Source organism: Streptomyces sp. NBC_00287 (genome assembly GCF_036173105.1).
GTDB lineage: Bacteria > Actinomycetota > Actinomycetes > Streptomycetales > Streptomycetaceae > Streptomyces.
This window is the reverse complement of the sequence record NZ_CP108053.1, coordinates 2,164,508-2,187,429: the sequence shown is the minus strand read 5'-3', so window position 1 is coordinate 2,187,429 and position 22,922 is coordinate 2,164,508. Positions and strand designations below refer to the sequence as shown.

The window sequence follows — 22,922 nt, the reverse complement described above, 5'->3', positions numbered from 1 at the left end:
TCACTTGACCGCGCGCAGCGCGTTGACGATGCCGAATCCGTAGAAGCCGTTCACGCGCGTGCCGCCCTCGCACACCGCGTCCTGCGTGCCGTCGCCGTTCTGGTCGTAGGACTCGGGGCAGCCCGGGTTGTCCGCCTGCGCCTTGAGCATCGCCTGGAGCTGGGCGCCGGTCGCCCACGGGTGCTTGGACTTCAGCAGCGCGGCCACACCGGCAGCGTGCGGCGAGGCCATCGAGGTGCCCTGCAGGAAGGCGTACTGCCCGTTCGGCATGGTCGACAGGATGCGGCCGTTCTTCGAGGGCGTGTCGGGTATCTGGTACAGCCGGTCGCCGCCCGGCGCCGCGACATCGACGACACCCTTGCCGTACGAGGAGTAGTACGACTTGAGGTTCTGCACGCCCGTCGCGCTGACGGTGACGATCCCCGGCAGCTGGGTGGGCACGTCGAAGCACTCGTGCGGGTCGATCGTGCGCTCCACCGGCGTGGAGTCGTCGGGGCTGGAGTCGTCGACGATCGCGTCCGAGTCCAGGTCGTGGTTGGAGTTGCCCGCCGAGGCCAGGTGGAGCGTGCCCTTCTTCTGCGCATACAGCTGCGCCCGGTTGACCGCGTCGACGATCGCCCGCTGGTCCGGGTCGTCCATGCAGTTGTACAGCCACGGGTCCACGTAGTAGCTGTTGTTCGTGATCTCGACGCCGTGGTCGGCGGCGAACACGAAGGCGCACACGACGCTCTCCGGGTAGAAGAGGCCGTTGTCCGGGTCGCTCACCTTGATGCCGGAGACCTTGACGCCCGGGGCCACCCCCGCGACGCCGATGCCGTTGCGGGCCGCGGCGATCTCGCCAGCGACATGCGTGCCGTGGTAGTCGTCCGCGGTGTACGGCCGCCAGGCGCCCTCACTGGTGTCCGCGACCCCGCCGACGCAGTTGGCGGACTGGGACTTGGAGAAGTTCGGCGCAAGGTCCGGGTGGGTGTCGTCGACGCCGGTGTCGATCACGGCGACGGTCACCTTGCTGCTACCGGGGTTGATCTTCGCGGCCTCGTCGGCACCGATCGCGCGCAGGTCCCACTGGTCGGCCTCGAGGGGCTCGCTGTCGGGGGCAGCGGCGCTCGCGGCCTTCGCGGCCTGAGCGTCCGTCAGGAACTCCGCGGCACCCTGGTCCGTGGTGCCCGCGGCGGTCAGCGGCGCGGTACGCGTCGCACCCGCCGACTGGACCCCGCGCACGGCGCGCAGCTGCTTGCCGAAGTCCGGGTTGGCCGAGTGGGCGACGATCACCCCGATCTTGTCGTACGACGCCACGACGGTTCCCCCGGCCGTGGCGACGGCCTTCTTCACCGACTCGATGGTCCGGCGGTCCGTCGAGGTGTTCACGACGTACGCCAGGTTCGGCGCGTCCGCGGCCTGCGCGGTGGTCTGCGCGGGCGGGGCGGCCGTCGCGGCCGTCGGCAGGAAGCCGAGCGAGGCCGTCAGCGACAGCACCACGGGGACGGCCAGGGCGAGCCGGCGTCTGGAAGGCAGATGAGCCATGGGATCTCCACATCATCCGGAAACGAAACCTGCCCGAGGCACAGGTGGTGCTCGGGCAGGTACATGACGGGCGTGCAGGGCGAAGCTATCTCCCCGTCTCGCTGGCCAGCAATGACTTACCGCGGGTGAGTTCGGAAAGAAGTCCCCGGGGTTGAACCGGTCCTCGCGTGGCGCCGTGACGTTGGACAGGGGGCACGAGCACGATCGAGCCCCCTGCAACCGCTAGGAACAGAGCCGTCAATGTCCGTACCGAACCCGTCCCCGTCAACTGTCGCAACAGCGCCCGCAACGCGAGGAGACTCCGTGGCTACCGACGCACCGCCCCCCTCGAAACAGCAACACCGACTCCCCACCACCGAGGAGTTCACCGAGGTGCAGGAGAGCGCGGAGTTCGGTGAACTGCGCCGCTCCTACCGCTCCTTCGCCTTTCCGCTGACCGTCGGCTTCATCGTCTGGTACCTGCTGTACGTCCTGCTGTCGATCTACGCCGGCGATTTCATGGGCACCAAGCTGTTCGGCAACATCAATGTGGCCCTGGCCCTCGGCCTCGCCCAGTTCGTCACCACGTTCCTCATCGCCTGGTGGTACGCGCGGCACGCCGCCGCCAAGCTCGACCCCAAGGCTGATGCGATCAAGTCCCGGATGGAGGGCGGCGCATGAGCACCGCGCAGATGTTTCTTGCGGCCGACCCGGCGAGCGAGCACCGCACGCTGATCATCAGCCTGTTCGCGGTCTTCGTCGTCGCGACCCTCGTCATCACCGTGTGGGCGGGCCGTCAGACCAAGGACGCCAACGACTTCTACGCGGGCGGCCGCCAGTTCACCGGCTTCCAGAACGGCCTCGCCGTCTCCGGCGACTACATGTCCGCCGCGTCCTTCCTCGGTATCGCGGGCGCCATCGCCCTGTTCGGTTACGACGGATTCCTGTACTCCATCGGCTTCCTGGTCGCCTGGCTCATCGCCCTGCTGCTGGTCGCCGAGCCGCTGCGCAACTCCGGCCGCTACACGATGGGCGACGTCCTCGCCTACCGGATGCGCCAGCGTCCGGTCCGCACGGCGGCCGGTACCTCCACGATCGTCGTGTCGATCTTCTACCTGCTGGCGCAGATGGCCGGCGCGGGCGTCCTGGTCTCCCTGCTGATGGGCATCACCAGCGACGCCGGCAAGATCGTCATCGTCGCCCTGGTCGGCGTCCTGATGATCATGTACGTCACCATCGGCGGCATGAAGGGCACCACCTGGGTCCAGATGGTCAAGGCCGTGCTGCTGATGACCGGCGCCCTGCTGCTGACCTTCCTGGTCCTGCTGAAGTTCGACTTCAACGTCTCCGACCTGCTCGGCGCCGCCGCCGACCAGAGCGGCAAGGGCACCGCCTTCCTGGAGCCCGGCCTGAAGTACGGCGCCACCGGCACCAGCAAGCTGGACTTCATCTCGCTCGGCATCGCGCTGATCCTGGGCACCGCCGGTCTGCCGCACATCCTGATCCGCTTCTACACCGTGCCCACCGCGAAGGCCGCCCGTAAGTCCGTGATCTGGGCGATCGGCCTGATCGGCTCCTTCTACCTGATGACCCTCGCGCTCGGCTTCGGCGCCGCCGCGCTGATCAGCCAGGAGGAGATCACCGCCTCCAACAAGGCAGGCAATACGGCGGCCCCGCTGCTCGCGCTGCATCTGGGCGGCGTCGACTCCAACTGGGGCGCCATCCTGCTCGCCACCATCTCCGCGGTCGCCTTCGCGACGATCCTCGCGGTGGTCGCGGGTCTGACGCTCGCGTCCTCGTCGTCCTTCGCTCACGACATCTACGCCAACGTCATCAGGAAGGGCGAGGCCACCGAGAAGGAGGAGGTCAGCGCCGCCCGCTGGGCGACCGTCGGCATCGGCATCGTCTCCATCGCGCTCGGCGCCCTGGCCCGCGACCTGAACGTGGCCGGCCTGGTCGCGCTGGCCTTCGCGGTCGCCGCCTCCGCGAACCTCCCGACGATCCTCTACAGCCTCTTCTGGAAGCGGTTCACCACTCAGGGAGCGCTGTGGTCGATCTACGGCGGCCTGACCGCCGCCGTCGGCCTGGTGCTGTTCTCGCCGGTCGTCTCCGGCAAGCCCACCTCGATGTTCCCGGACGCCAACTTCGACTGGTTCCCGCTGGAGAATCCCGGCATCATCTCGATCCCGGTCGGCTTCCTGCTGGGCATCATCGGCACCTACCTGTCCAAGGAGGAGCCGGACAAGGGCAAGTACGCCGAGCTGGAGGTCCGGTCCCTGACCGGCACCGGCGCGCACTGAGCACGCCCACTGAGCACGCCCACTGAGCGGCCGCGTCGTAGATCCCTACGACGCGGCCGCGTCTTACCTCGTGGGATCGGGCTCTGTCGTTGTCAGTGGAGTCACGTAGGCTCGCAAGTGACGGAAAATGACTGCACGAGCGCTGATCCGCGACGAGGGAGGGGGCCCACGTGCTCATTGACACCTACGGCCGGGTGGCCACCGACCTGAGAGTCTCGCTGACCGACCGGTGCAATCTGCGCTGCAGCTATTGCATGCCCGAGGAAGGCCTGCAGTGGCTGGCCAAGCCCGACCTGCTCACCGATGACGAGATCGTCCGCCTGATCGACATCGCGGTCACCTCCCTCGGTATCGAGGAGGTCCGCTTCACCGGCGGTGAGCCCCTGCTGCGCCCCGGCCTGGTCGGCATCGTCGAGCGCGTCGCGGCCCTGGAACCCCGCCCCCAGATGTCCCTGACCACCAACGGCATCGGCCTCAAGCGCACCGCGACGGCCCTGAAGGCGGCCGGTCTGGACCGGGTCAATGTCTCCCTGGACACCCTGCGCCCGGACGTCTTCAAGACCCTCACCCGTCGCGACCGGCACAAGGACGTCATCGAGGGCCTGGAGGCGGCCCGCGACGCGGAGCTGACCCCGGTCAAGGTCAACTCGGTGCTGATGCCGGGGCTGAACGAGGACGAGGCCCCCGACCTGCTGGCCTGGGCCGTCGAGCACGACTACGAACTGCGCTTCATCGAGCAGATGCCCCTGGACGCCCAGCACGGCTGGAAGCGCGACGGCATGATCACCGCAGGCGACATCCTGGCCTCCCTGCGCACCCGCTTCGAGCTGACCGAGGAGGGCTCCGAGGAGCGCGGCTCGGCCCCGGCGGAGCGCTGGATCGTCAACGGCGGACCGCACCGCGTCGGTGTCATCGCCTCCGTCACCCGCCCGTTCTGCTCGGCCTGCGACCGCACCCGCCTCACCGCCGACGGCCAGGTCCGCACCTGTCTGTTCGCCCGCGAGGAGACCGACCTGCGCGCGGCCCTGCGCTCCGGCGCCCCCGACGAGGAGATAGCCCGTATCTGGCGTCTTGCGATGTGGGGCAAGAAGGCGGGAGCGGGCCTGGACGACCCGAGCTTCGTCCAGCCGGACCGCCCGATGTCGGCGATCGGCGGCTGAATCCTTACGGCGCGCTCGGCTCTTCCCACTCCGAGAACTTCACGACGTCCTTCAGGAAACCCCGGACCCCCAGGAACTGGGACAGATGCTCCCGGTGCTCCTCACAGGCCAGCCAGGTCTTCCGCCGCTCCGGCGTATGGATCTTCGGGTTGTTCCAGGCCAGCACCCACACGGCGGTGACACGGCAGCCCTTGGCGGAACAGATCGGCGTCTCGTCACTCACGGATTCGTCTCACAGGGTCCACGAAAAGGCGACGCCGAGCAGCCACGGGGGGAGCTGCCCGGCGTCGGTCCGTCGCTCCGACGGGGGATGCGGAGCGCCTACGAAGTATGTCATGGGTCACCCGCCGCCCGGCACCGGAACAACACTATTGATCTGAGCTTTTCTTGAGCTTGGTGCGGAGGTGGCTTCCGTTTGCTAGCGCCCCGCCAAGGTCATTTCCGGTCATGTGTTTCGCCCGCCGCGCCCGGCGTCGGGTCGGGGACCACATCTTCCGGTGCGGGTTCCGCGAAGGGGGCGTCAGGGCCCGGTCCCGTGATCATCGGACGGGCCGGCGGAGCCACGAAAGTGGAAGGAAGCGACGGCGCATTCTCCCGCCCGGCGTTGGCGACCACCACCGCGATGTACGGCAGGACCAAGCCGAGCACCAAGGCCACGACGGCCACGTGCCGTTCGACGTTCCACAGGGTCGCGGCGAGGATCACCGACAGCGTACGGACCGACATCGAGATGACGTACCGGCGCTGGCGCCCTCGTACATCCTCCTGGAGGCCCGTCCTGGCTCCGGTGATCCGGAATACCTGGGCGTTGCCCGCGTCGTGCTGCTTCCGCATCACATTCCACCATCCGCCCGCATCGGACTCTCCCCTGCCCGTACCCGGACCGCCCCCGATCGGGGGGCCGGGCCCGGACACCCTCCACGTTACGCCTGGCCTGCGTCGCCTACGAGACCGGGGGACCTCCGGTCGGGGTGACGGTCCTCAGCCGTCCCGCGTACGGCCCCACCCGACATGCGACGTATGTGGTACGGCCCGACACTGGGCGTAATGCTCACGTCGAGCCGTACAAGGAGGCAGCCATGGGCTGGTTGTGGGCGATCATCGTGGGGTTTGTGCTGGGTCTGATCGCCAAGGCGATCCTGCCCGGCAAGCAGCACAGTCCCCTCTGGCTGACCACCATCTTCGGCATGCTCGGTGCCATCGTCGGCAACTCCATCGCCCGCGCGGCCGGCGTCGACGAGACCTCCGGCATCGACTGGAGCAGGCACGCCTTCCAGCTCGTCGCGGCGATCATCATCGTGGGCGTGGGGGACATGGCTTACATGGCGACGCTGGGCAAGAGAAAACAGCGGACCTGAGCGCACGTACGACGAAGGGGCGGCCCTCCGGTGGAGAGCCGCCCCTTCGGTGTGCCTAGGCCCCGATGACCTCGACCGCGGCGAGATTCTTCTTCCCGCGCCGAAGCACCAGCCACCGCCCGTGCAGCAGATCACCGGCCGTCGGTACGGCGTCCTCGGCCGTGACCTTCGCGTTGTTCACGTAGGCCCCGCCCTCCTTGATCGTCCGCCGCGCGGCCGACTTGCTCGCCACCAGCTCGACGCCGGCGAAGAGATCGACAACCGGAGCCAGCTCCGCGACCTTGATGTGCGGCACCTCGGACAGGGCCGCCGCCAGCGTGCGGTCGTCCAGCTCCGCCAGCTCGCCCTGCCCGAACAGGGCACGGCTCGCGGCGATCACGGCGGCCGTCTGGTCGGCGCCGTGCACCAGCGTCGTCAGCTCCTCGGCCAGCGCCCGCTGCGCGGCACGGGCCTGCGGCCGCTCCTGGGTCTGCTTCTCCAGCTCCTCCAGCTCCTCGCGGGACCTGAAGGACAGGATGCGCATGTACGTCGAGATGTCCCGGTCATCCACATTCAGCCAGAACTGGTAGAACGCGTACGGCGTCGTCATCTCGGGGTCGAGCCAGACGGCGCCGCCCTCGGTCTTGCCGAACTTGGTGCCGTCCGCCTTGACCATCAGCGGCGTCGCCAGGCAGTGCGCCTCGGCCTCGGGCTCCAGCTTGTGGATCAGGTCGAGACCCGCCGTGAGGTTGCCCCACTGGTCGCTGCCGCCCTGCTGGAGGGTGCAGCCGTACCGGCGGTACAGCTCGAGGAAGTCCATGCCCTGCAGCAGCTGGTAGCTGAACTCCGTGTAGCTGATGCCCTCCTGGGACTCCAGGCGCCGGGCGACCGAGTCCTTGGTCAGCATCTTGTTGACCCGGAAGTGCTTGCCGATGTCCCGGAGGAACTCGATGGCCGACATCCCGGCCGTCCAGTCCAGGTTGTTGACCATCACCGCGGCGTTCTCGCCCTCGAAGGACAGGAACGGCTCGATCTGCGCGCGCAGCCGCGTCACCCAGTTCGCGACCGTCTCCGGGTCGTTCAGCGTGCGCTCGGCCGTCGGACGCGGGTCGCCGATCTGGCCGGTGGCCCCGCCGACCAGGGCCAGCGGACGCAGGCCCGCCTGCTGGAGCCGGCGCATGGTGAGGACCTGCACCAGGTGACCGACGTGCAGACTGGCCGCGGTCGGGTCGAAACCGCAATAGAACGTGACGGGACCGTCCGCGAGCGCCTTGCGCAAAGCGTCCTCGTCAGTGGACAGGGCCCACAGGCCGCGCCACTTCAGCTCGTCGACGATGTCCGTCACGGTTCTCGTATCTCCTTAAGAGTGCTCTGGGTCAGGTACGAGGTTATACGCCCTGACTGACAGAGCTCATATTGAAGTCCGGCACCCTCAGGGCCGGCATCGCAGCCCTAGTGAACCAGTCGCTCCACTCCCTGGGCAGCGTCTTTTCGGTGCGCCCGGCCTCGGTGGCCCGGCCCAGCAGGTCCACCGGCGACTCGTTGAACCGGAAGTTGTTGACCTCGCCGGTGACCTCGCCGTTCTCCACCAGGTACACACCGTCCCGGGTCAGGCCGGTGAGCAGCAGCGTCGCCGGGTCGACCTCGCGGATGTACCAGAGGCAGGTCAGCAGCAGCCCGCGCTCGGTGTCCGCCACCATCTCCTCCAGGGAGCGCTCGCCGCCGCCGTCAAGGATCAGATTGTCGATGCCCGGGGCCACCGGCAGTCCGGTCAGGCCCGCGCTGTGCCGGCTGGTCAGCAGGTGCCGCAGCTCGCCCTCGCGGATCCACTCGGTGGCCGTGAGCGGCAGTCCGTTGTCGAACACCGAGGAGTCGCCCCCGGAGGAGTGCGCCAGCACGAAGGGCGCGGCCTCCAGGCCCGGCTCGTTCGGGTCGCTGCGCAGGGTCAGCGGCAGCTCGGTCAGCTTGTCGCCGACCCGGGTGCCGCCGCCCGGCTTGGAGAACACGGTGCGGCCCTCGACCGCGTCCCGGCCCGACGCCGACCACATCTGGTAGATCAGCAGATCCGCCACGGCGGTCGGCGGCAGCAGCGTCTCGTACCTTCCGGCGGGCAGCGCGACCTTGCGCTCGGCCCAGCCGAGGCGCACGGCCAGCTCTGCGTCGAGCGCCGCCGGGTCCACGTCCTTGAAGTCGCGGGTGGACCGGCCCGCCCAGGCCGAGCGGGTGCGGTCCGGGGACTTGGCGTTCAGCTCCAGCGTTCCGTTCGGCTGGTCATGGCGCAGGCGCAGGCCCGTCGACGTACCGACGTAGGACGAGACCAGCTCGTGGTTGGCGAAGCCGTAGAGCTCGCGTCCGCCCGCACGCGCGCGTGCGAAGGCCTCGCCGAGCGCCGGGGCGAAGTCGGCGAACACCGCGGAGGAGGTCTCGGCCGGCGCGTCCGTGAAGTCCGGCGACGCCGGTACGTCGGTGACGAGCGGCTGTGCGTCCTCGGCGGGTGCGGCACCGCGCGCGGCGGCCTCGGCGGCCCGCACCAGGGGCTCCAGCTCGTCGGCGGTCACCGCGGAGCGGGACACGACCCCCGAGGCCGTGCCCTCCTTGCCGTCGACGGTGGCGACGACCGTGAGCGTGCGCCCGCGCGTGACGCCGTTGGTGGTCAGCGCGTTGCCCGCCCAGCGCAGATTGGCGGTGGACTGCTCGTCGGCGATGACGACACAGCCGTCCGCACGGGACAGCTCCAGGGCACGCTCGACGATCTCGTAGGGCTTGCTCATCGACCCGCCTCCTGCGTGGTGTTGAGGATATTGACGCTGCGGAACAGGGCCGACGGGCAGCCGTGCGACACCGCCGCCACCTGACCCGGCTGGGCCTTGCCGCAGTTGAAGGCGCCGCCCAGGACGTAGGTGCCCGGGCCGCCGACGGCTGCCATGGAGCCCCAGAAGTCGGTGGTGGTCGCCTGGTAGGCGACGTCCCGCAGCTGGCCGGTGATCCGGCCGTTCTCGATCTTGAAGAACCGCTGGCCGGTGAACTGGAAGTTGTAGCGCTGCATGTCGATGGACCAGGACCGGTCCCCGACGACGTAGATCCCGCGGTCGACGCCGCCGATGAGATCCTCCGTCGACATCCCGGCCGGGTCCGGCTGGAGCGACACATTGGCCATCCGCTGCACCGGCACATGACCGGGGGAGTCGGCGAAGGCGCAGCCGTTGGACCGCTCGAACCCGGTCAGCTTCGCGATCCGCCGGTCCAGCTGATAGCCGACCAGGGTGCCGTCCCTCACCAGGTCCCAGGTCTGGCCCTCCACGCCCTCGTCGTCGTAGCCGATGGTCGCCAGGCCGTGCTCGGCGGTGCGGTCACCGGTGACGTTCATCAGCTCGGAGCCGTACTTGAGCTTGCCGATCTGGTCGAAGGTGGCGAAGGAGGTGCCGGCGTAGGCGGCCTCGTAGCCGAGCGCCCGGTCCAGTTCGGTGGCGTGCCCGATGGACTCGTGGATGGTCAGCCACAGGTTGGACGGGTCGACGACGAGGTCGTACACACCCGCCTCGACGCTCGGCGCGCGCATCTTCTCGGCGAGCAGCTCGGGGATCCGCTCGAGCTCGCCGTCCCAGTCCCAGCCGGTGCCCCTCAGGTACTCCCAGCCGCGTCCGACGGGCGGCGCGATCGTGCGCATCGAGTCGAACTCGCCGCTGGACTCGTCGACCGACACCGCGGTCAACTGCGGGTGCAGCCGGACACGCTGCTGGGTGGTCACGGTCCCGGCGGTGTCGGCGTAGAACTTGTTCTCGTGCACGGTGAGCAGGGAGGCGTCGACATGGTTCACCCCGTCCGCCGCCAGCAGCCGCGAGCTCCACTCCGCCAGCAGCCCCGCCTTCTCCTCGTCGGGCACGGTGAACGGATCGATCTCGTACGACGAGATCCACGTCTTGTCGGTGTGCACGGGCTCGTCGGCGAGCTCCACCCGCTCGTCCGACCCGGCCGCCTTGATGACCTGCGCGGACAGCTTCGCCATCGCCACGGCCTGCGAGGCGACCCGCGCCGCCGCGTCCATGGTCAGATCGACGCCGGAGGCGAAACCCCAGGTCCCGCCGTGCACGACACGCACCGCGTACCCGAGGTCCGTGGTGTCCGAGGAGCCCGAGGGCTTGGCGTCCCTGAGCCGCCAGGAGGCGCTGCGTACCCGCTCGAACCGGAAGTCCGCATGCTCGGCCCCGAGCGCACGCGCGCGTGCCAGCGCGGCGTCCGCCAGGGCGCGTAGGGGGAGTGCCGTGAAGGACTCGTCGATGGTATGAGGCACCTGGGTCTCTTCCTGTCGCCGTTACCGTGGTCGCTCCGATCATGTCGCGAGGGCCGGGCCCGGGACCACACGTTTGCCGCCTGCGGCCGGTTCGGTTCTGTAGGGATCCGACAGTGACTCCCACGCGCCACTGTCGGTGCCCGCTTGTCCTCGCGAGCCCCGGGACCGATAGGTTTTCGGGGAAGCCGCCTGTCATCCAGGTGTTCGGGCGGGTGTGTCAGACCGCTATCGAAAGGGTGATCCGTTGAGCCGCTCGGTTCTCGTCACCGGAGGCAACCGGGGCATCGGCCTCGCCATCGCCCGCGCATTCGCCGACGCCGGCGACAAGGTCGCCATCACATACCGCTCGGGTGAGCCGCCGGCCGGCTTCCTCGCCGTCAAGTGCGACATCACCGACACCGAGCAGGTGGAGCAGGCCTACAAGGAGATCGAGGCCGAGCACGGCCCGGTCGAGGTCCTCGTCGCCAACGCGGGCATGACCAAGGACCAGCTCCTGATGCGTATGTCCGAGGAGGACTTCACCTCGGTCGTCGACACCAACCTCACGGGCACCTTCCGCGTCGTCAAGCGCGCCAACCGGGGCATGCTGCGGGCCAAGAAGGGCCGCGTCGTCCTGATCTCGTCCGTGGTCGGGCTGCTCGGCTCCGCGGGGCAGGCGAACTACGCCGCCTCCAAGGCCGCGCTGGTCGGCTTCGCGCGTTCCCTCGCCCGAGAGCTTGGTTCGCGCAACATCACTTTCAATGTCGTCGCGCCCGGCTTCGTGGACACCGACATGACCAAGGTGCTCACCGACGAGCAGCGCGCGAACATCGTGTCGCAGGTCCCGCTCGGCCGGTACGCGCAGCCGCAGGAGATCGCCGCGACGGTGCGGTTCCTCGCCTCGGACGACGCCTCGTACATCACTGGAGCCGTCATTCCCGTTGACGGCGGACTGGGAATGGGTCACTGATCACCATGAGCGGAATTCTCGAGGGCAAGCGCGTCCTGATCACCGGTGTGCTGATGGAGTCCTCCATCGCCTTCCACACCGCCAAGCTGGCCCAGGAGCAGGGCGCCGAGATCATTCTCACCGCCTTCCCGCGGCCCACGCTGACCGAGCGCATCGCCAGGAAGCTGCCCAAGCCCACCAAGGTCATCGAGCTCGACGTCACCAATGACGAGCACCTCGGCCGGCTCGCCGACATCGTCGGCGAGGAGCTCGGCAGCCTCGACGGCGTCGTGCACTCCATCGGCTTCGCGCCGCAGGACGCGCTCGGCGGCAACTTCCTGAACACCCCGTTCGAGTCCGTCGCCACGGCCATGCATGTCTCGGCGTACTCCCTGAAGTCGCTGACCATGGCCTGTCTGCCGCTGATGCAGAACGGCGGCTCGGTCGTCGGCCTCACCTTCGACGCGCAGTACGCCTGGCCGCAGTACGACTGGATGGGCCCGGCCAAGGCCGCCCTCGAGGCCACCAGCCGCTACATGGCGCGCGACCTCGGCAAGCAGAACATCCGCTGCAACCTCATCTCCGCGGGCCCGATCGGCTCGATGGCCGCCAAGTCCATCCCGGGCTTCGCCGAGCTGGCCTCCGTCTGGGACAGCCGCGCTCCGCTGGAGTGGGACCTGAAGGACCCGGAGCCGGCCGGCCGCGGTGTCGTCGCCCTGCTGAGCGACTGGTTCCCGAAGACCACCGGCGAGATCATCCACGTCGACGGCGGTCTGCACGCCATCGGCGCGTGACGCTGCCGCTCGGCCCCGGCTGACCCTGAGGGCCCCGCACCCGGCCGGTGCGGGGCCCTCGGCGCGTCTTGTCGGGTGTCGCTCATTTGGCCTATCCGACCGGGCGGAGCGGCACTACAACTGCGCACTCTGGATTACGCGTTCACCACGCGTTCCCTCCCCAGCACGGCCGAGGAGGTCCCCCTTGTGCGTCTGCCCCGCAGCCTCGCCCCAGTGACCGTCGCCGTCGCTCTTGTGATGTCCCTGCCGTACCCGGCGACCCCGCACGCACGCGTGGCGGAGCCGTTCGGCTCCGAGTGCCGCACGGGCGTGCAGGGCTCCCATGTGATCGCCTACTGTCACAACCCCTACGCCGACGCGGACCGCGTACGGCTGCACATCGAATGCAGCCGGTGGTGGGACCTCGACACCGACAGCTCCCCGGTCGACACCGGCCCGGCGGCGACCGTACGGCTCACCGGGCGCTGCTGGAAGGAAGTCCGCTCGGTGTGGGTCAGCCACCAGAAGCAGTGAACTTCCCCGGACGGCACTGGAACGGATAGCTCGCCGCCTCCTCGGCGGCGGTCACCGCGTCGCCCGCGCGGATCGCGTCCACCAGCCGGGCGTGGTCCATGTACGTCTCCGGCGTCAGCTCCTCGCCGACGTCCTCGCGCAGCCAGTCCCGCAGCACCTCGCCCAGGTCCGCGTACATCGCCGTCATCGCGTCGTTGTGGGACGCGGCCACCACCGCCAGATGGAAGGTGGCGTCGGCCGCCACGAACGCCTCCGCGTCGCCCGACGCCCAGGCCTCCTCACGCCGCACCAGCAGCGCGTCCAGCTGCTTCAGGTCCCTCTCGGTGCGCCGCTCGGCGGCCAGCTTCGCGGCGCCCGACTCCAGCGTCGAGCGCAGTTCGGCGATGTGCCGCGGGTCGGCGTCGGCGAAGCGGCGGTGCATCACCCCGGCCAGCTCGCTGGTCGCCACGACATAGGTGCCCGAGCCCTGGCGGATGTCCAGCAGGCCGTTGTGCGCGAGGGCGCGGACGGCCTCGCGAATCGTGTTGCGGGCGACGCCCAGCTGCTCCACCAGCTCCGGCTCGGTCGGGATACGGGAGCCGACCGGCCACTCGCCCGAGGTGATCTGATTCCGCAGCGCGGCGATGACCTGCTCGGACAGCGCCGAGCGGTGTTGCTGGCTCAGAGGCATGGCACACCTTCGCACGGGACGGGCGGCCGGACGAAGCCGGGCGATGGACAACCATTCATCCCATGATTCTATGATGGGCGTCATGGCGAGCGAGGAAACCCGGACGACGAATCCCCCGACCGTACGCAGCTCGGCCGAGGCGACCGACGCGCCCCCGGTGTCCGGCACGCGCGCGTGGACGACGCGTCTGATCGTCCTCGGCATCGTGCTGGCCGCGCTGAACCTCCGCCCCGCCATCACCAGCCTCGGCGCCCTCCTGGAGGAAGTCCGCGACGGCCTCGGCATGAGCGGCAGCGTGGCCGGGCTGCTCACCTCCGTGCCCCCGCTCTGCTTCGCCGTCTTCGGCGTCATGGCACCCCGGCTGGCCCGCCGCTTCGGCGCCGGCGCCGTCGTCTGCGCGGGCATGGTCGCGATCACGACCGGCCTGCTGATCCGCCCCTACGCGGGCGGCACTCCCGGCTTCCTCGCCGCCAGCGCCCTGGCCCTGATGGGCATCGCGGTCAGCAATGTCCTGATGCCGGTCATCGTCAAGCGCTGGTTCCCCGACCGCGTCGGCTCCATGACCGGCCTGTACTCGATGGCCCTCGCCCTCGGCACCTCGACCGCGGCGGCCGTCACGGTGCCGATGACGGATGCGCTCGGCGGGAACTGGCAGTCCGGTCTCGTGGTGTGGGCGGGCCTGGCCGCGGCGGCCGTACTGCCGTGGATCCCGTTCGTACGGGACCGGCGGGCGCCGGGGTCGGCCGAGGATGCGCCCGCGCGTGGGGGAGGGCTCGCGCGTGAGCAAGCGCGCCGACCTGACGATGCCCCCGCGCTGCGGATCACGCGCAGCCGTACCGCCTGGGCGCTCGCCGTGTTCTTCGGGCTCCAGGCCACCGCCGCCTACATCACGATGGGCTGGATGGCGCAGATCTTCCGGGACGCGGGCGTGCCCGCGGGCACGGCCGGGCTGCTGCTGGCGGTCACCATGGTGATGGGCGTGCCGCTGGCCTTCGTCATCCCGCGCGTCGCCACCCGGCTGCCGCACCAGGGCCCCATCGCCCTCGCGCTCGGCGTCTGCGGCCTCGCCGGATACGCCGGCCTGTACTTCGCGCCCGCCGCCGGAGCCTGGGCCTGGGCCGTGCTGCTCGGCATCTCCAACTGCGCCTTCCCGCTCGCCCTGACCATGGTCGGGATGCGGGCCAGGACCGGCGCGGGCGTCGCCCAGCTGTCGGCCTTCGCGCAGAGCACCGGCTATCTGATCTCCATCCCGGGCCCGCTCCTGGTCGGCGTGCTCTACCAGCACAGCGGCGGCTGGGGCCTGCCCATCGCGCTGATGACCGCCCTGATGATCCCGCAGATGGCGGTGGGCGTCCTCGCGGGGCGCAACCGCACGGTCGAGGACGAGGCGGCCCGCTGAGCCGGACCCCCGGAGGGCCGCCCCGGGGCGGCAGATGCGAGACTTGCCGTATGTCGCCAGTGCTCGACCCGAACCCGCAGAACGGCCAGAAGAAGATGCTCCTCGTCTTCGGCTCGTTCTTCGCCATCTTCGTGATCATCGGAATCATCGCGACGATCGCCTCGCCGTGAGCGTCTCCCAGGGCCCGGGGTGGGGCTAGCCCCACCATCCCCTAGGGGGCGAGTGTCAGGGTCAACTGGGTGGATCACCGGATGGGTTGAGGGCCGCGGATTCCGTAGCTTCGAGATGTGACCGCGAGACGCGGACCACGGAGCAGCTTGCAGGCCCACTCGAAGACCCGCGGAGGCACCCATGTCGGCCCCTACGCAGACCCCGCCCCACCCGGCACGCCGGGGCGGCGTCGACATCCGGCTGCCCTGGTGGGCGCTCGCCCTGCCCGTGCTCGCCTTCGTCACCCTGCTGGTGCTGATACTCGACCCGGCCGGGGCGCAGGCCGCGACCGCCGACCCCGCGATCACCCAGCTCTTCGAGCGCGCCCAGCAGCTGCTGGCGCGCTGAGCAGCGCCGCGGCCGCCCGTCAACTACCTGCGCCGCATGGCGTGTTTCATGCGAAGCTGGGACGCATGAGCGTCGCAGAATCCCGCAGGATTGTCCTCTTCCGGCATGCGAAAGCCGACTGGCCACAGGTGACCGACCATGAGCGGCCGCTCGCCGATCGGGGCCGTATGGACGCCGCCGTCGCCGGACGCAAGCTCGCCGACACCGGAGTCCCCTTCGATCTGGCCCTCTGCTCCACCGCGACCCGCACCCGCGAGACCTGGAAGCTGGCCGTCCATGAGTTCTCGCACCGGCCGAAAACCGTCTACGAGGAGCGGATCTACGAGGCCTCGCCCGGCGAGCTGATCGCCGTGCTCAACGAGACCCCGGACGATGTGCACAGCGCCGTCCTCATCGGCCACAACCCCGGTGTGCAGGGCCTCGCCGACGTCCTGTCCGGCTCCGCCGAGGAGGACGCCCGCACCCGGATGAACCGCCGCGGCTTCCCGGCCGCCGCCTTCGCGGTGCTGACCTTCACCGGCTCCTGGAAGACCCTGGAACCGGGCGCGGCCAAGCTGCTCGACTACTGGGCACCGTCGGAGTGACCCACCCGTGTGAAAGGGGGCCCGACGCCGGGCCCCTTTTCGGCGTGCCGAGGGCTCGGTCCTGGTCGTACCGAAGGCTCAGTCCTCGTCGTGGTGCATATCGGCGGCCTCGACCTCTTCGCGGGTGACACCCAGCAGATAGAGCACCGTGTCGAGGAACGGCACGTTCACCGCGGTGTGCGCGGCCTCCCGCACCACCGGCTTGGCGTTGAAGGCGACCCCGAGACCGGCCGCGTTCAGCATGTCCAGATCGTTGGCGCCGTCACCGATCGCCACCGTCTGCGCCAGCGGTACGCCCGCCTCGGCGGCGAAGCGGCGCAGCAGCCGTGCCTTGCCCGCGCGGTCCACGATCTCGCCGGTGACCTTGCCCGTCAGCCTGCCGTCGACGATCTCCAGGGTGTTGGCCTGGGCGAAGTCCAGCCCGAGCCGCTCCTTCAGATCGTCCGTGACCTGGGTGAACCCACCGGAGACCACGCCGACTTGGTAGCCGAGCCGCTTCAGCGTACGGATCAGCGTGCGCGCGCCCGGCGTCAGCCGCACCTCGCTGCGCACCTTGTCCACGACCGAGGCGTCGAGCCCCTCCAGAAGCGCCACACGCGCGTGCAGCGACTGCTCGAAGTCCAGCTCCCCGCGCATCGCCGCCGCCGTCACCTCGGCGACCTGGTCCTCGCAGCCCGCGTGCGCGGCGAAGAGCTCGATCACCTCGTCCTGGATGAGCGTGGAGTCCACATCCATCACGACCAGGCGCTGCGCCCGCCGGTGCAGGCCCGCCGCGACCACCGCGACATCGACCCCGAGCTTCGCCGCGTCCGTCACCAAAGCGGTGCGCAGCGGCTCGGTCTCCACCCCGGACACCGCGAACTCGACGGCCGTCACGGGGTACTTGGCGAGCCGGAAGATACGGTCGATGTTGCCGCCGACGTGGGTGATCCTCGCGGCGATGGCGGACGTGGCCTCCGCGGTGAGGGGATGCCCGAGCACCGTGACCAGGGAACGGCCGTGCCCGCGCGGACGGTTGTCGCCGAGCCCGGAGATGATCTCGGCCTGCATCTTCATGGACTCCGCCCAGCTGTGGACGGTGGCCCGCAGATCACCTTCGAGACCGCGGGGAGGCTCGGTCACGAGCGCGCACAGCACGATCCGGCCACGGGTGACGACCTGCTCGATGTCGACCACGTCGACGGAGTAGGCGGCGAGGGTGTCGAAGAGTCCGGCCGTGATGCCCGGCCTGTCCTTCCCGAAGATCTTGACGAGAAGGGTGGGGACGTCGGAGGTCTGCGAAGCGCTCATGGTGCTTCCACCGTATCCGGCACCCAGTGCCTTCCGCCCCTGAGGTCCGCCTAGCGGACAGGGAACACTGGGTGTCGGCCCGATGGCGCCCGCCTTACATGGCGATCAAGTCTCGGCCGTTTCCTGTGTCCCGCACCCTCAACCGCGCCCCTTGGGCCCCCGCGGTGGCGCGGGCGGCGGCGGAGGCGGAGGTGGCGGCGGCCCCTCGCCCGACCCGTCCGAGGACCGGCTCCCGGGCCGCCCACGGGGAGACCACCGCGACGACCGCGGCGGCGGGCCCATCGGCCGGACCACGGTGGGAGCGCCGTACACATCGTCGCCGCTGAGGTCCTGGTCATCGGAGGAAGAGGGCACCTGCGGTCGGGCGTCCTCCGGCTCCCGCAGCTCCTCGGGCACCCGCAAATACGGATTGGTGTCGGGATTCGGCGGCCGGTACGACGAACCCGGCGCGTACGGCCCGGACCCGACCGCCTGCCCAGGCAACGCGCCCGCCTGCCGCGCAGGCCCCGCGCCCCCCACCGCCCCGTCACCGAGTGCCAAAGCCGCCGCCCGCTGCCCCGCTGCCCCCGTGGCCCGCGCGAGCAGCGCACCGGCCGCCCCCGCACCCGCCCCCCACAGCGCACCGAGCAGCAGCGCCATCCCCAGCTGCCCGTGCAGCTCGATGCCCGCGTCGAACGCGTCGACGCCCAGCACCGCCAGCGACGCGTCCACGGACACCTCCGTCAGCCATGCCAGCAGCGGCAGCGCCAGCGCGGTCACGATCCCCAGCCGCAGCGCACACCGTCCGGCGAAACCGAGAGTCCCGCTCTCCACCGGTGTCCGCACCGCCGTCAGCACCCCGGCCAGCAGCATCGCCATCGCCGCCGCGACCCCCAGCAGCCACACGCGTCCGTCCAGCTCCGCAAGGCGCCCCAGCGTCACGGCGCGGTCGGAGTCGACCAGCAGGTCGTCCAGCGGGTCGGGCAGGAACTGCGCCAGTGGGCCGCCGGCCTCGCCGTCCCACGGCACGAACAGGCCGATCGGGATGCCCAGCCACACGCCGTTCGGCGCCCCGAGCAGCGCGGCGCCCGCGATCCGCTTCGGGTTGTCGTCGCCGATCAGCGCGTACAGCGCCGCAGCGAACCCCGCGAGGACCGCCATCAGCAGCACCCCGACGAGGGCGGACACAGCGGGCCGCACCACGCGGTGCAGGGCCGTCCAGCCGGGCGGCAGGGGAGTGCGCCGCGAGGCCAGCAGCGCGATCAGCAGGATCCCGGCCGACCAGCAGGCGCCGCCGAGCAGCGTCGGCGCCGTGTCGACCGTGAAGCCGACCGCCGCCTCGGCGTCGATCAGGTCGCCGATCTGGTCGGGCAGCAGCCCGCCGATGTCCCCGACGTCACCGAGTCCGGGGATCTCGACGCCGCCCCCGCCCCCGCCGCCGGGCAGATCGTCGAGCCCGAGCGCGCTCCCGTCGAACGTGATCACATCGTGTCCTGCCCAGGCGAGCCCGCCGAGCATCGCCACGAACAGCGCGACCACCGCGCCCGCGCGCGCGGCGAGTTCGGCCGGTGCGATCACAACTCCCGCCGCGCGCAAGGATCGTAGAAAGAACCACGACAGCAGCAGCGCGCCGACCAGGCTGACACCCAATGGCGTGATCTCGATCGCTGTGGTCGCCTCCGCGCCCGTCAGGCCGAACGCGGACACATCGCCCGACGGCGTCACCGAACCACCCGCCCCGAGCGCCACAGCCGCCGCGGTCATCGGGCCCAGCGAGCCCGCCGCGTCCGCCTCCAGCAGATGCAGACCCAGCGCGGCGGTGCCCGCCATACCGATCAGCGCCCAGCTCACCGCGGCGACCGCGGACAGCAGGACGTCCACCCATGGCACCTTCGTGCTCTCGACGTTCCTGGACGCGCTCATGGCAGACCCCCCGATCCGCGAGCGGCGAAGTCGCCGCGCATGTCCCCCTCGCGTGGATTACCACTCTCCGGGCCGGTTTCAACCCCGTCAACGGAACCGGACGATGCGTGTGCGCGTGGTCTTCACAAGGCCCGACTTTCGGTCAAGGGGCTGAGCCTGAAATAGTTCCCGACGATGTTCGACATCCCTAGACTCCCTGTGATGGGGGTAACTCGGGGGACTACTCAGTGGGGCATGGAGTGCCGGAACTCGTACTGGAATTGAACGGACAAACCTGGACGCTCGATCCGTCCAGGACATACACCCTCGGACGTGATCCGCAGGGTGACATCGTGCTGGACGACGCCAGAGTCTCCTGGCGGCACGCCACGATCAGCTGGAGCGGCCGCAGTTGGGCCATTGAGGACCATGGCTCCACCAACGGCACGTTCGTGCAGGGCCAGCGGATCCATCAGATGGAGATCGGCCCCGGCTCGTCCGTGCACCTGGGCAACGCGACCGACGGACCGCGGGTGAGCCTTACCGGCGCCGCGGCCGGCGTGTCCGTGCCGGAGGCACAGCCCCAGCAGCAGCCGTACGCCGCACAGGGCGCCGGCTGGGCACAGGCGCAGCAGCAGGCCCCGCAGGCGGGCTGGCAACAGCCGCAGCAGGCCGCGCCCAACATCCCCCAGCAGCAGGGCCCCGGCGTCGGCGCGGGGGCGCCGCCGGTCTACGGCGACCGCAGCCCGACCACGTTCCACCAGTTCGCGATCGGCCGCGTCATGCGCATCGGCCGTGCCCTGGAGAACGAACTGGTCGTCTCCGACCTCCAGGTCTCCCGGAACCACGCCGAGTTCCACTCGACGCCCGACGGCCGTATGGAGATCCGCGACCTCGGCTCGCACAACGGCACGTACGTCAACGGCCAGCCGATCGCCAAGGGCGGTTCGCAACTCCTCGGCCCCGCGGACATCGTGGGCGTGGGTCACTCCACGTTCCGGATCGTCGGCGACCGTCTCGAGGAGTTCGTCGACACCGGTGAAGTCTCCTTCTCCGCACGCCACTTGACGGTCACCGTCGACGGCGGCAAGCAGATCCTCAAGGACGTCTCCTTCGGCGTCCCCGAGAAGTCGCTGGTCGCGGTCATCGGCCCGTCGGGCTCCGGCAAGTCGACGCTGCTCAAGGCGCTCACCGGCTACCGCCCCGCCAACCAGGGCGATGTCCTCTACGACAACCGGAACCTCTACAAGCAGTTCGCCGAACTGCGCCAGCGCATCGGTCTGGTCCCGCAGGACGACATCCTGCACAAGGAGCTGACCGTCAAGAAGGCCCTCAAGTACGCGGCCAAGCTGCGCTTCCCCGCCGACACCACGGCGCAGGAGCGCGAGGCCCGGATCGACGAGGTGCTGCGCGAACTGAAGCTGGACATCCACAAGGAGAAGAAGGTCACCTCCCTCTCCGGCGGCCAGCGCAAGCGTGTCTCGGTGGCCCTGGAGCTGCTCACCAAGCCGTCGCTGATCTTCCTGGACGAGCCCACCTCCGGCCTCGACCCGGGCATGGACCGCGATGTCATGCAGCTGCTGCGCGGCCTCGCCGACGACGGCCGCACGGTCCTCGTGGTCACCCACTCCGTGGCGGAGCTGGCGATCTGCGACAAGCTGCTGGTGATGGCGCCGGGCGGTGCGGTCGCGTACTTCGGTCCGCCCGAGGAGGCGCTGAACTTCTTCGGCTACGACACCTGGGCCGATGTCTTCTCCGCCTTCGAGAACTACCGCGACTACGACTGGGCGGGCCGCTGGAAGGGCTCGCAGCACTACCAGATGTACGCCGCGGACATCGACGCGATCGCTCCGCAGTCCGTACAGATGCCGCCGATGCAGGCGATGAAGCCGCCCAAGCCGCAGGGCTGGGGCTCACAGCTGCTGACCCTGGTCCGCCGCTATGTGTCGGTGATCGCCTCCGACAAGGGCTTCCTGGCGCTGACGGTGATCCTGCCGGCCGTGCTCGGCGCGGTCAGCCTGCTGATCGACCCGGACAAGGACCTGCTGGTCAGGGCGGTGAACCCGCAGACCGGCCTGCCGATTCCGAACGGCACGGCCACCACGGTCCTGCTGATCCTGGCGGTCGGCGCGTGCTTCGCGGGCGCCGCCAACTCCGTGCGTGAGCTGATCAAGGAACGGGTCATCTACGAGCGGGAGCGGGCCACCGGCCTGTCCCGCTCGGCTTACCTGATGTCCAAGGTGATCGTGCTCGGCGCCGTCACCGTGTTCCAGGGCCTGATGGTCGGCGTCATCGGCTTCTCCAGCCGGACGATTCCCGACGAGGCGCTGATCCTCGGCGAGGGCAAGGCCGCCGTACTGCTGGAACTCTCCATCCCGATCATGGGCCTCGGCTTTACGTCCATGATGTTCGGTCTGGTCATCTCCTCGCTGGTGAAGACCGCCGAGAAGACCATGCCGCTGCTGGTGATGTTCGCGATCGTCCAGGTCGTGTTCACCGGCTGCCTGTTCGCCCTGCACGGCAGCCCCGGTGTCAACGAGTTCTCGTACCTGATGCCGTCCCGCTGGGCGGTCGCCGCCGCGGGCGCCACGCTGGACTTCAACAACATCAGCCCGCCCAAGGAGAAGGGCGACACCGACCCGCTGTGGGACCACACGGTCAGCGCCTACAGCATCGACATGATCGCCCTGATCGTGCTCGGCGTGCTCTGCGGCTTCCTCGTGGCCCGCTTCCTGCGCCGCCACGAGCCCGAGGTCATGCGCAAGTAACTCCCGTACAACCCCGAAGGGCGGCACCCGTCAGGAGGTGCCGCCCTTCGGCGTTCCGTACCGAGGTCCGCGCCGACCTCAGTACGCGCTGTTGACGTTGTCGATCGAGCCGTACCGGTCGGCCGCGTAGTTGGCGGCAGCGGTCAGGTTGGCGACCGGGTCGTACTGGCTCCAGGCGGTGCCGGGGACGTGGTACGCGTCGAAGGTCGGCTTGATGACCTGCAGCAGACCGATCGACGGGACGCCGTTCTGGGCGTTGATGTCCCAGTTGTTGATGGCGTTGGGGTTGCCCGAGGACTCGCGGATGATGTTCCGGTACAGACCGTTGTAGGTGCCCGGGATGTTGTGCTTGTCCATGATGTCGAGGGCGTGCTTGATCCAGCCGTCCAGGTTGTTCGCGTAGGTCTTCGCGGCGACCGGCTTGACCTGGGCGCGGGCGGTGGACCGGCTCGCGGCCTCCTTGGCCTTGCGCGCCTGCTCGGCCTTCTTCTTCGCGGCGGCCTCGGCGGCGGCCTTCTTCGCGGCCTCGGCCTTCTTCTTCGCGGCGGCGTCGGCCTCGGCCTTCTTCTTGGCCGCGATGGCCTCGGCCTTGAGGGTGGCGTTCGCGAGCTGGTCGGTGACGCTGGCCTTGACGTCCTTGATCTGCTCGTTCTTGAACGCCACCTGGGCAGCGGCGGGCTCGGCAGTGGTCGTGGTCTGCGCATTGCCCGGAACCGCGGAGAGCGCGATGGCGGCGGCGCCGAGCGTGGCGACACCGGCGACGGCGATCTTGTGCTGCCTGGTCAGCGCACGACGATAACCAGAAGTCAGGAAGTTCTTGGGCATGGCAGGTGGACCTCTTCGAATAGCGCGGAGGTCGCTCGCTGTCCGGTGGGGGACACGGGTGCTTCCGGCACAAACGCCGCGGGCGGAACCCACGGCGCTGAGCGACGGCAGCCATTCTTAG

Annotated in this window: 22 protein-coding genes; 12 read left to right on the top strand and 10 right to left on the bottom strand. The window is 69.8% G+C overall.

From position 1 onward, the window contains the following. Positions 1-1,524, bottom strand: coding sequence for a S8 family peptidase (locus tag OHT76_RS09965; RefSeq protein WP_328870403.1), 1,524 nt, complete (start codon positions 1,522-1,524; stop codon positions 1-3). Positions 1,525-1,827: 303 nt separating this feature from the next. Between OHT76_RS09965 and OHT76_RS09960 the strand changes: the two genes are divergently transcribed. The 3 genes from OHT76_RS09960 (at position 1,828) to moaA (ending at position 4,963) form a co-directional block, all read left to right on the top strand. Further along, the gene (locus OHT76_RS09960; RefSeq protein WP_328870402.1) at positions 1,828-2,184 is read left to right on the top strand and encodes a DUF485 domain-containing protein; all 357 of its coding nucleotides are present in this window, start codon (positions 1,828-1,830) and stop codon (positions 2,182-2,184) included. Further along, a complete protein-coding gene (locus OHT76_RS09955; RefSeq protein ID WP_328870401.1) occupies positions 2,181-3,803 on the top strand; it encodes a solute symporter family protein in 1,623 nt (540 codons plus the stop codon). Before OHT76_RS09960 ends, OHT76_RS09955 begins: the two co-directional genes overlap by 4 nt. 170 nt (positions 3,804-3,973) lie before the next feature. After that, a complete protein-coding gene (gene moaA / locus OHT76_RS09950) occupies positions 3,974-4,963 on the top strand; it encodes a GTP 3',8-cyclase MoaA (RefSeq protein WP_328870400.1) in 990 nt (329 codons plus the stop codon). A 4-nt stretch (positions 4,964-4,967) separates the two neighbouring features. Here moaA and OHT76_RS09945 read toward each other — a convergent pair whose 3' ends face one another. Both OHT76_RS09945 and OHT76_RS09940 read right to left on the bottom strand, forming a co-directional pair. Beyond that, on the bottom strand, positions 4,968-5,186 hold the full coding sequence (locus OHT76_RS09945; RefSeq protein WP_328870399.1) for a hypothetical protein: 219 nt from the start codon (positions 5,184-5,186) through the stop codon (positions 4,968-4,970). A 212-nt stretch (positions 5,187-5,398) separates the two neighbouring features. Continuing rightward, positions 5,399-5,797 (bottom strand): DUF3099 domain-containing protein, encoded by a 399-nt coding sequence (locus tag OHT76_RS09940; protein WP_328870398.1) that lies wholly within the window; start codon positions 5,795-5,797, stop codon positions 5,399-5,401. A 245-nt stretch (positions 5,798-6,042) separates the two neighbouring features. Here OHT76_RS09940 and OHT76_RS09935 point away from each other — a divergent pair, with 245 nt between their 5' ends. After that, positions 6,043-6,321 (top strand): GlsB/YeaQ/YmgE family stress response membrane protein, encoded by a 279-nt coding sequence (locus tag OHT76_RS09935; RefSeq protein WP_315883305.1) that lies wholly within the window; start codon positions 6,043-6,045, stop codon positions 6,319-6,321. Between the two features lie 55 nt (positions 6,322-6,376). Here the strand turns inward: OHT76_RS09935 and tyrS are convergent, their stop codons facing one another. The 3 genes from tyrS to OHT76_RS09920 are packed head-to-tail and all read right to left on the bottom strand — an operon-like array spanning position 6,377 to position 10,591. Further along, entirely contained in the window at positions 6,377-7,645 is a 1,269-nt protein-coding gene (gene tyrS, locus OHT76_RS09930; protein ID WP_328870397.1) for a tyrosine--tRNA ligase, read from the bottom strand. Positions 7,646-7,688: 43 nt separating this feature from the next. Next, positions 7,689-9,071: a metallopeptidase TldD-related protein gene (locus OHT76_RS09925; protein WP_328870396.1), complete on the bottom strand. Its 1,383-nt coding sequence runs from the start codon at positions 9,069-9,071 to the stop codon at positions 7,689-7,691. Then, on the bottom strand, positions 9,068-10,591 hold the full coding sequence (locus tag OHT76_RS09920; protein ID WP_328870395.1) for a TldD/PmbA family protein: 1,524 nt from the start codon (positions 10,589-10,591) through the stop codon (positions 9,068-9,070). Before OHT76_RS09920 ends, OHT76_RS09925 begins: the two co-directional genes overlap by 4 nt. Before the next feature lie 244 nt (positions 10,592-10,835). Here OHT76_RS09920 and fabG point away from each other — a divergent pair, with 244 nt between their 5' ends. The 3 genes from fabG (at position 10,836) to OHT76_RS09905 (ending at position 12,826) form a co-directional block, all read left to right on the top strand. Further along, positions 10,836-11,540 carry a 3-oxoacyl-[acyl-carrier-protein] reductase gene (gene fabG, locus OHT76_RS09915; RefSeq protein ID WP_328870394.1) on the top strand — a complete coding sequence of 235 codons (705 nt, stop codon included), beginning with the start codon at positions 10,836-10,838 and terminating at the stop codon, positions 11,538-11,540. 5 nt (positions 11,541-11,545) lie between these two features. Next, positions 11,546-12,313 (top strand): enoyl-ACP reductase FabI, encoded by a 768-nt coding sequence (fabI, locus tag OHT76_RS09910; RefSeq protein ID WP_328870393.1) that lies wholly within the window; start codon positions 11,546-11,548, stop codon positions 12,311-12,313. Between the two features lie 186 nt (positions 12,314-12,499). Further along, positions 12,500-12,826, top strand: coding sequence for a hypothetical protein (locus OHT76_RS09905; protein WP_328870392.1), 327 nt, complete (start codon positions 12,500-12,502; stop codon positions 12,824-12,826). On the opposite strand, the gene OHT76_RS09900 is transcribed toward OHT76_RS09905, so the two are convergent. Continuing rightward, positions 12,807-13,496, bottom strand: a complete 690-nt coding sequence (locus tag OHT76_RS09900) for a FadR/GntR family transcriptional regulator (RefSeq protein WP_328870391.1) — start codon at positions 13,494-13,496, stop codon at positions 12,807-12,809. The two genes, OHT76_RS09905 and OHT76_RS09900, sit on opposite strands and share 20 nt — an antisense overlap. Positions 13,497-13,578: 82 nt before the next feature. Between OHT76_RS09900 and OHT76_RS09895 the strand changes: the two genes are divergently transcribed. The 4 genes from OHT76_RS09895 (at position 13,579) to OHT76_RS09880 (ending at position 16,037) form a co-directional block, all read left to right on the top strand. After that, entirely contained in the window at positions 13,579-14,895 is a 1,317-nt protein-coding gene (locus OHT76_RS09895; RefSeq protein ID WP_443049755.1) for a CynX/NimT family MFS transporter, read from the top strand. Between the two features lie 50 nt (positions 14,896-14,945). Beyond that, positions 14,946-15,065, top strand: a complete 120-nt coding sequence (locus tag OHT76_RS09890) for an SGM_5486 family transporter-associated protein (RefSeq protein WP_328870389.1) — start codon at positions 14,946-14,948, stop codon at positions 15,063-15,065. A 181-nt stretch (positions 15,066-15,246) separates the two neighbouring features. Next, positions 15,247-15,453, top strand: a complete 207-nt coding sequence (locus OHT76_RS09885; protein ID WP_328870388.1) for a hypothetical protein — start codon at positions 15,247-15,249, stop codon at positions 15,451-15,453. Positions 15,454-15,518: 65 nt separating this feature from the next. Beyond that, positions 15,519-16,037 (top strand): SixA phosphatase family protein, encoded by a 519-nt coding sequence (locus OHT76_RS09880; RefSeq protein ID WP_328870387.1) that lies wholly within the window; start codon positions 15,519-15,521, stop codon positions 16,035-16,037. 78 nt (positions 16,038-16,115) lie between these two features. Here OHT76_RS09880 and serB read toward each other — a convergent pair whose 3' ends face one another. Both serB and OHT76_RS09870 read right to left on the bottom strand, forming a co-directional pair. Further along, positions 16,116-17,327, bottom strand: a complete 1,212-nt coding sequence (gene serB, locus OHT76_RS09875; protein ID WP_328870386.1) for a phosphoserine phosphatase SerB — start codon at positions 17,325-17,327, stop codon at positions 16,116-16,118. Positions 17,328-17,465: 138 nt separating this feature from the next. After that, a complete protein-coding gene (locus OHT76_RS09870) occupies positions 17,466-19,229 on the bottom strand; it encodes a streptophobe family protein (RefSeq protein ID WP_328870385.1) in 1,764 nt (587 codons plus the stop codon). A gap of 239 nt (positions 19,230-19,468) precedes the next feature. Between OHT76_RS09870 and OHT76_RS09865 the strand changes: the two genes are divergently transcribed. After that, positions 19,469-21,976, top strand: coding sequence for an ABC transporter ATP-binding protein/permease (locus OHT76_RS09865; RefSeq protein ID WP_328870384.1), 2,508 nt, complete (start codon positions 19,469-19,471; stop codon positions 21,974-21,976). 78 nt (positions 21,977-22,054) lie between these two features. On the opposite strand, the gene OHT76_RS09860 is transcribed toward OHT76_RS09865, so the two are convergent. Further along, a complete protein-coding gene (locus tag OHT76_RS09860) occupies positions 22,055-22,801 on the bottom strand; it encodes a transglycosylase SLT domain-containing protein (RefSeq protein WP_328870383.1) in 747 nt (248 codons plus the stop codon). Positions 22,802-22,922 lie beyond the last annotated feature (121 nt).

Excerpts from the sequence above, each read along its gene's own strand:
- OHT76_RS09965 (WP_328870403.1), bottom strand. The coding sequence starts at position 1,524 with ATGGCTCATCTGCCTTCCAGACGCCGGCTCGCCCTGGCCGTCCCCGTG.
- OHT76_RS09955 (WP_328870401.1), top strand. The coding sequence starts at position 2,181 with ATGAGCACCGCGCAGATGTTTCTTGCGGCCGACCCGGCGAGCGAGCAC.
- OHT76_RS09940 (WP_328870398.1), bottom strand. The coding sequence starts at position 5,797 with ATGCGGAAGCAGCACGACGCGGGCAACGCCCAGGTATTCCGGATCACC.
- OHT76_RS09935 (WP_315883305.1), top strand. The coding sequence starts at position 6,043 with ATGGGCTGGTTGTGGGCGATCATCGTGGGGTTTGTGCTGGGTCTGATC.
- OHT76_RS09925 (WP_328870396.1), bottom strand. The coding sequence starts at position 9,071 with ATGAGCAAGCCCTACGAGATCGTCGAGCGTGCCCTGGAGCTGTCCCGT.
- fabI (WP_328870393.1), top strand. The coding sequence starts at position 11,546 with ATGAGCGGAATTCTCGAGGGCAAGCGCGTCCTGATCACCGGTGTGCTG.
- OHT76_RS09900 (WP_328870391.1), bottom strand. The coding sequence starts at position 13,496 with ATGCCTCTGAGCCAGCAACACCGCTCGGCGCTGTCCGAGCAGGTCATC.
- OHT76_RS09895 (WP_443049755.1), top strand. The coding sequence starts at position 13,579 with ATGGCGAGCGAGGAAACCCGGACGACGAATCCCCCGACCGTACGCAGC.
- OHT76_RS09890 (WP_328870389.1), top strand. The coding sequence starts at position 14,946 with ATGTCGCCAGTGCTCGACCCGAACCCGCAGAACGGCCAGAAGAAGATG.
- OHT76_RS09885 (WP_328870388.1), top strand. The coding sequence starts at position 15,247 with ATGTCGGCCCCTACGCAGACCCCGCCCCACCCGGCACGCCGGGGCGGC.
- OHT76_RS09880 (WP_328870387.1), top strand. The coding sequence starts at position 15,519 with ATGAGCGTCGCAGAATCCCGCAGGATTGTCCTCTTCCGGCATGCGAAA.
- serB (WP_328870386.1), bottom strand. The coding sequence starts at position 17,327 with ATGAGCGCTTCGCAGACCTCCGACGTCCCCACCCTTCTCGTCAAGATC.
- OHT76_RS09870 (WP_328870385.1), bottom strand. The coding sequence starts at position 19,229 with ATGAGCGCGTCCAGGAACGTCGAGAGCACGAAGGTGCCATGGGTGGAC.
- OHT76_RS09860 (WP_328870383.1), bottom strand. The coding sequence starts at position 22,801 with ATGCCCAAGAACTTCCTGACTTCTGGTTATCGTCGTGCGCTGACCAGG.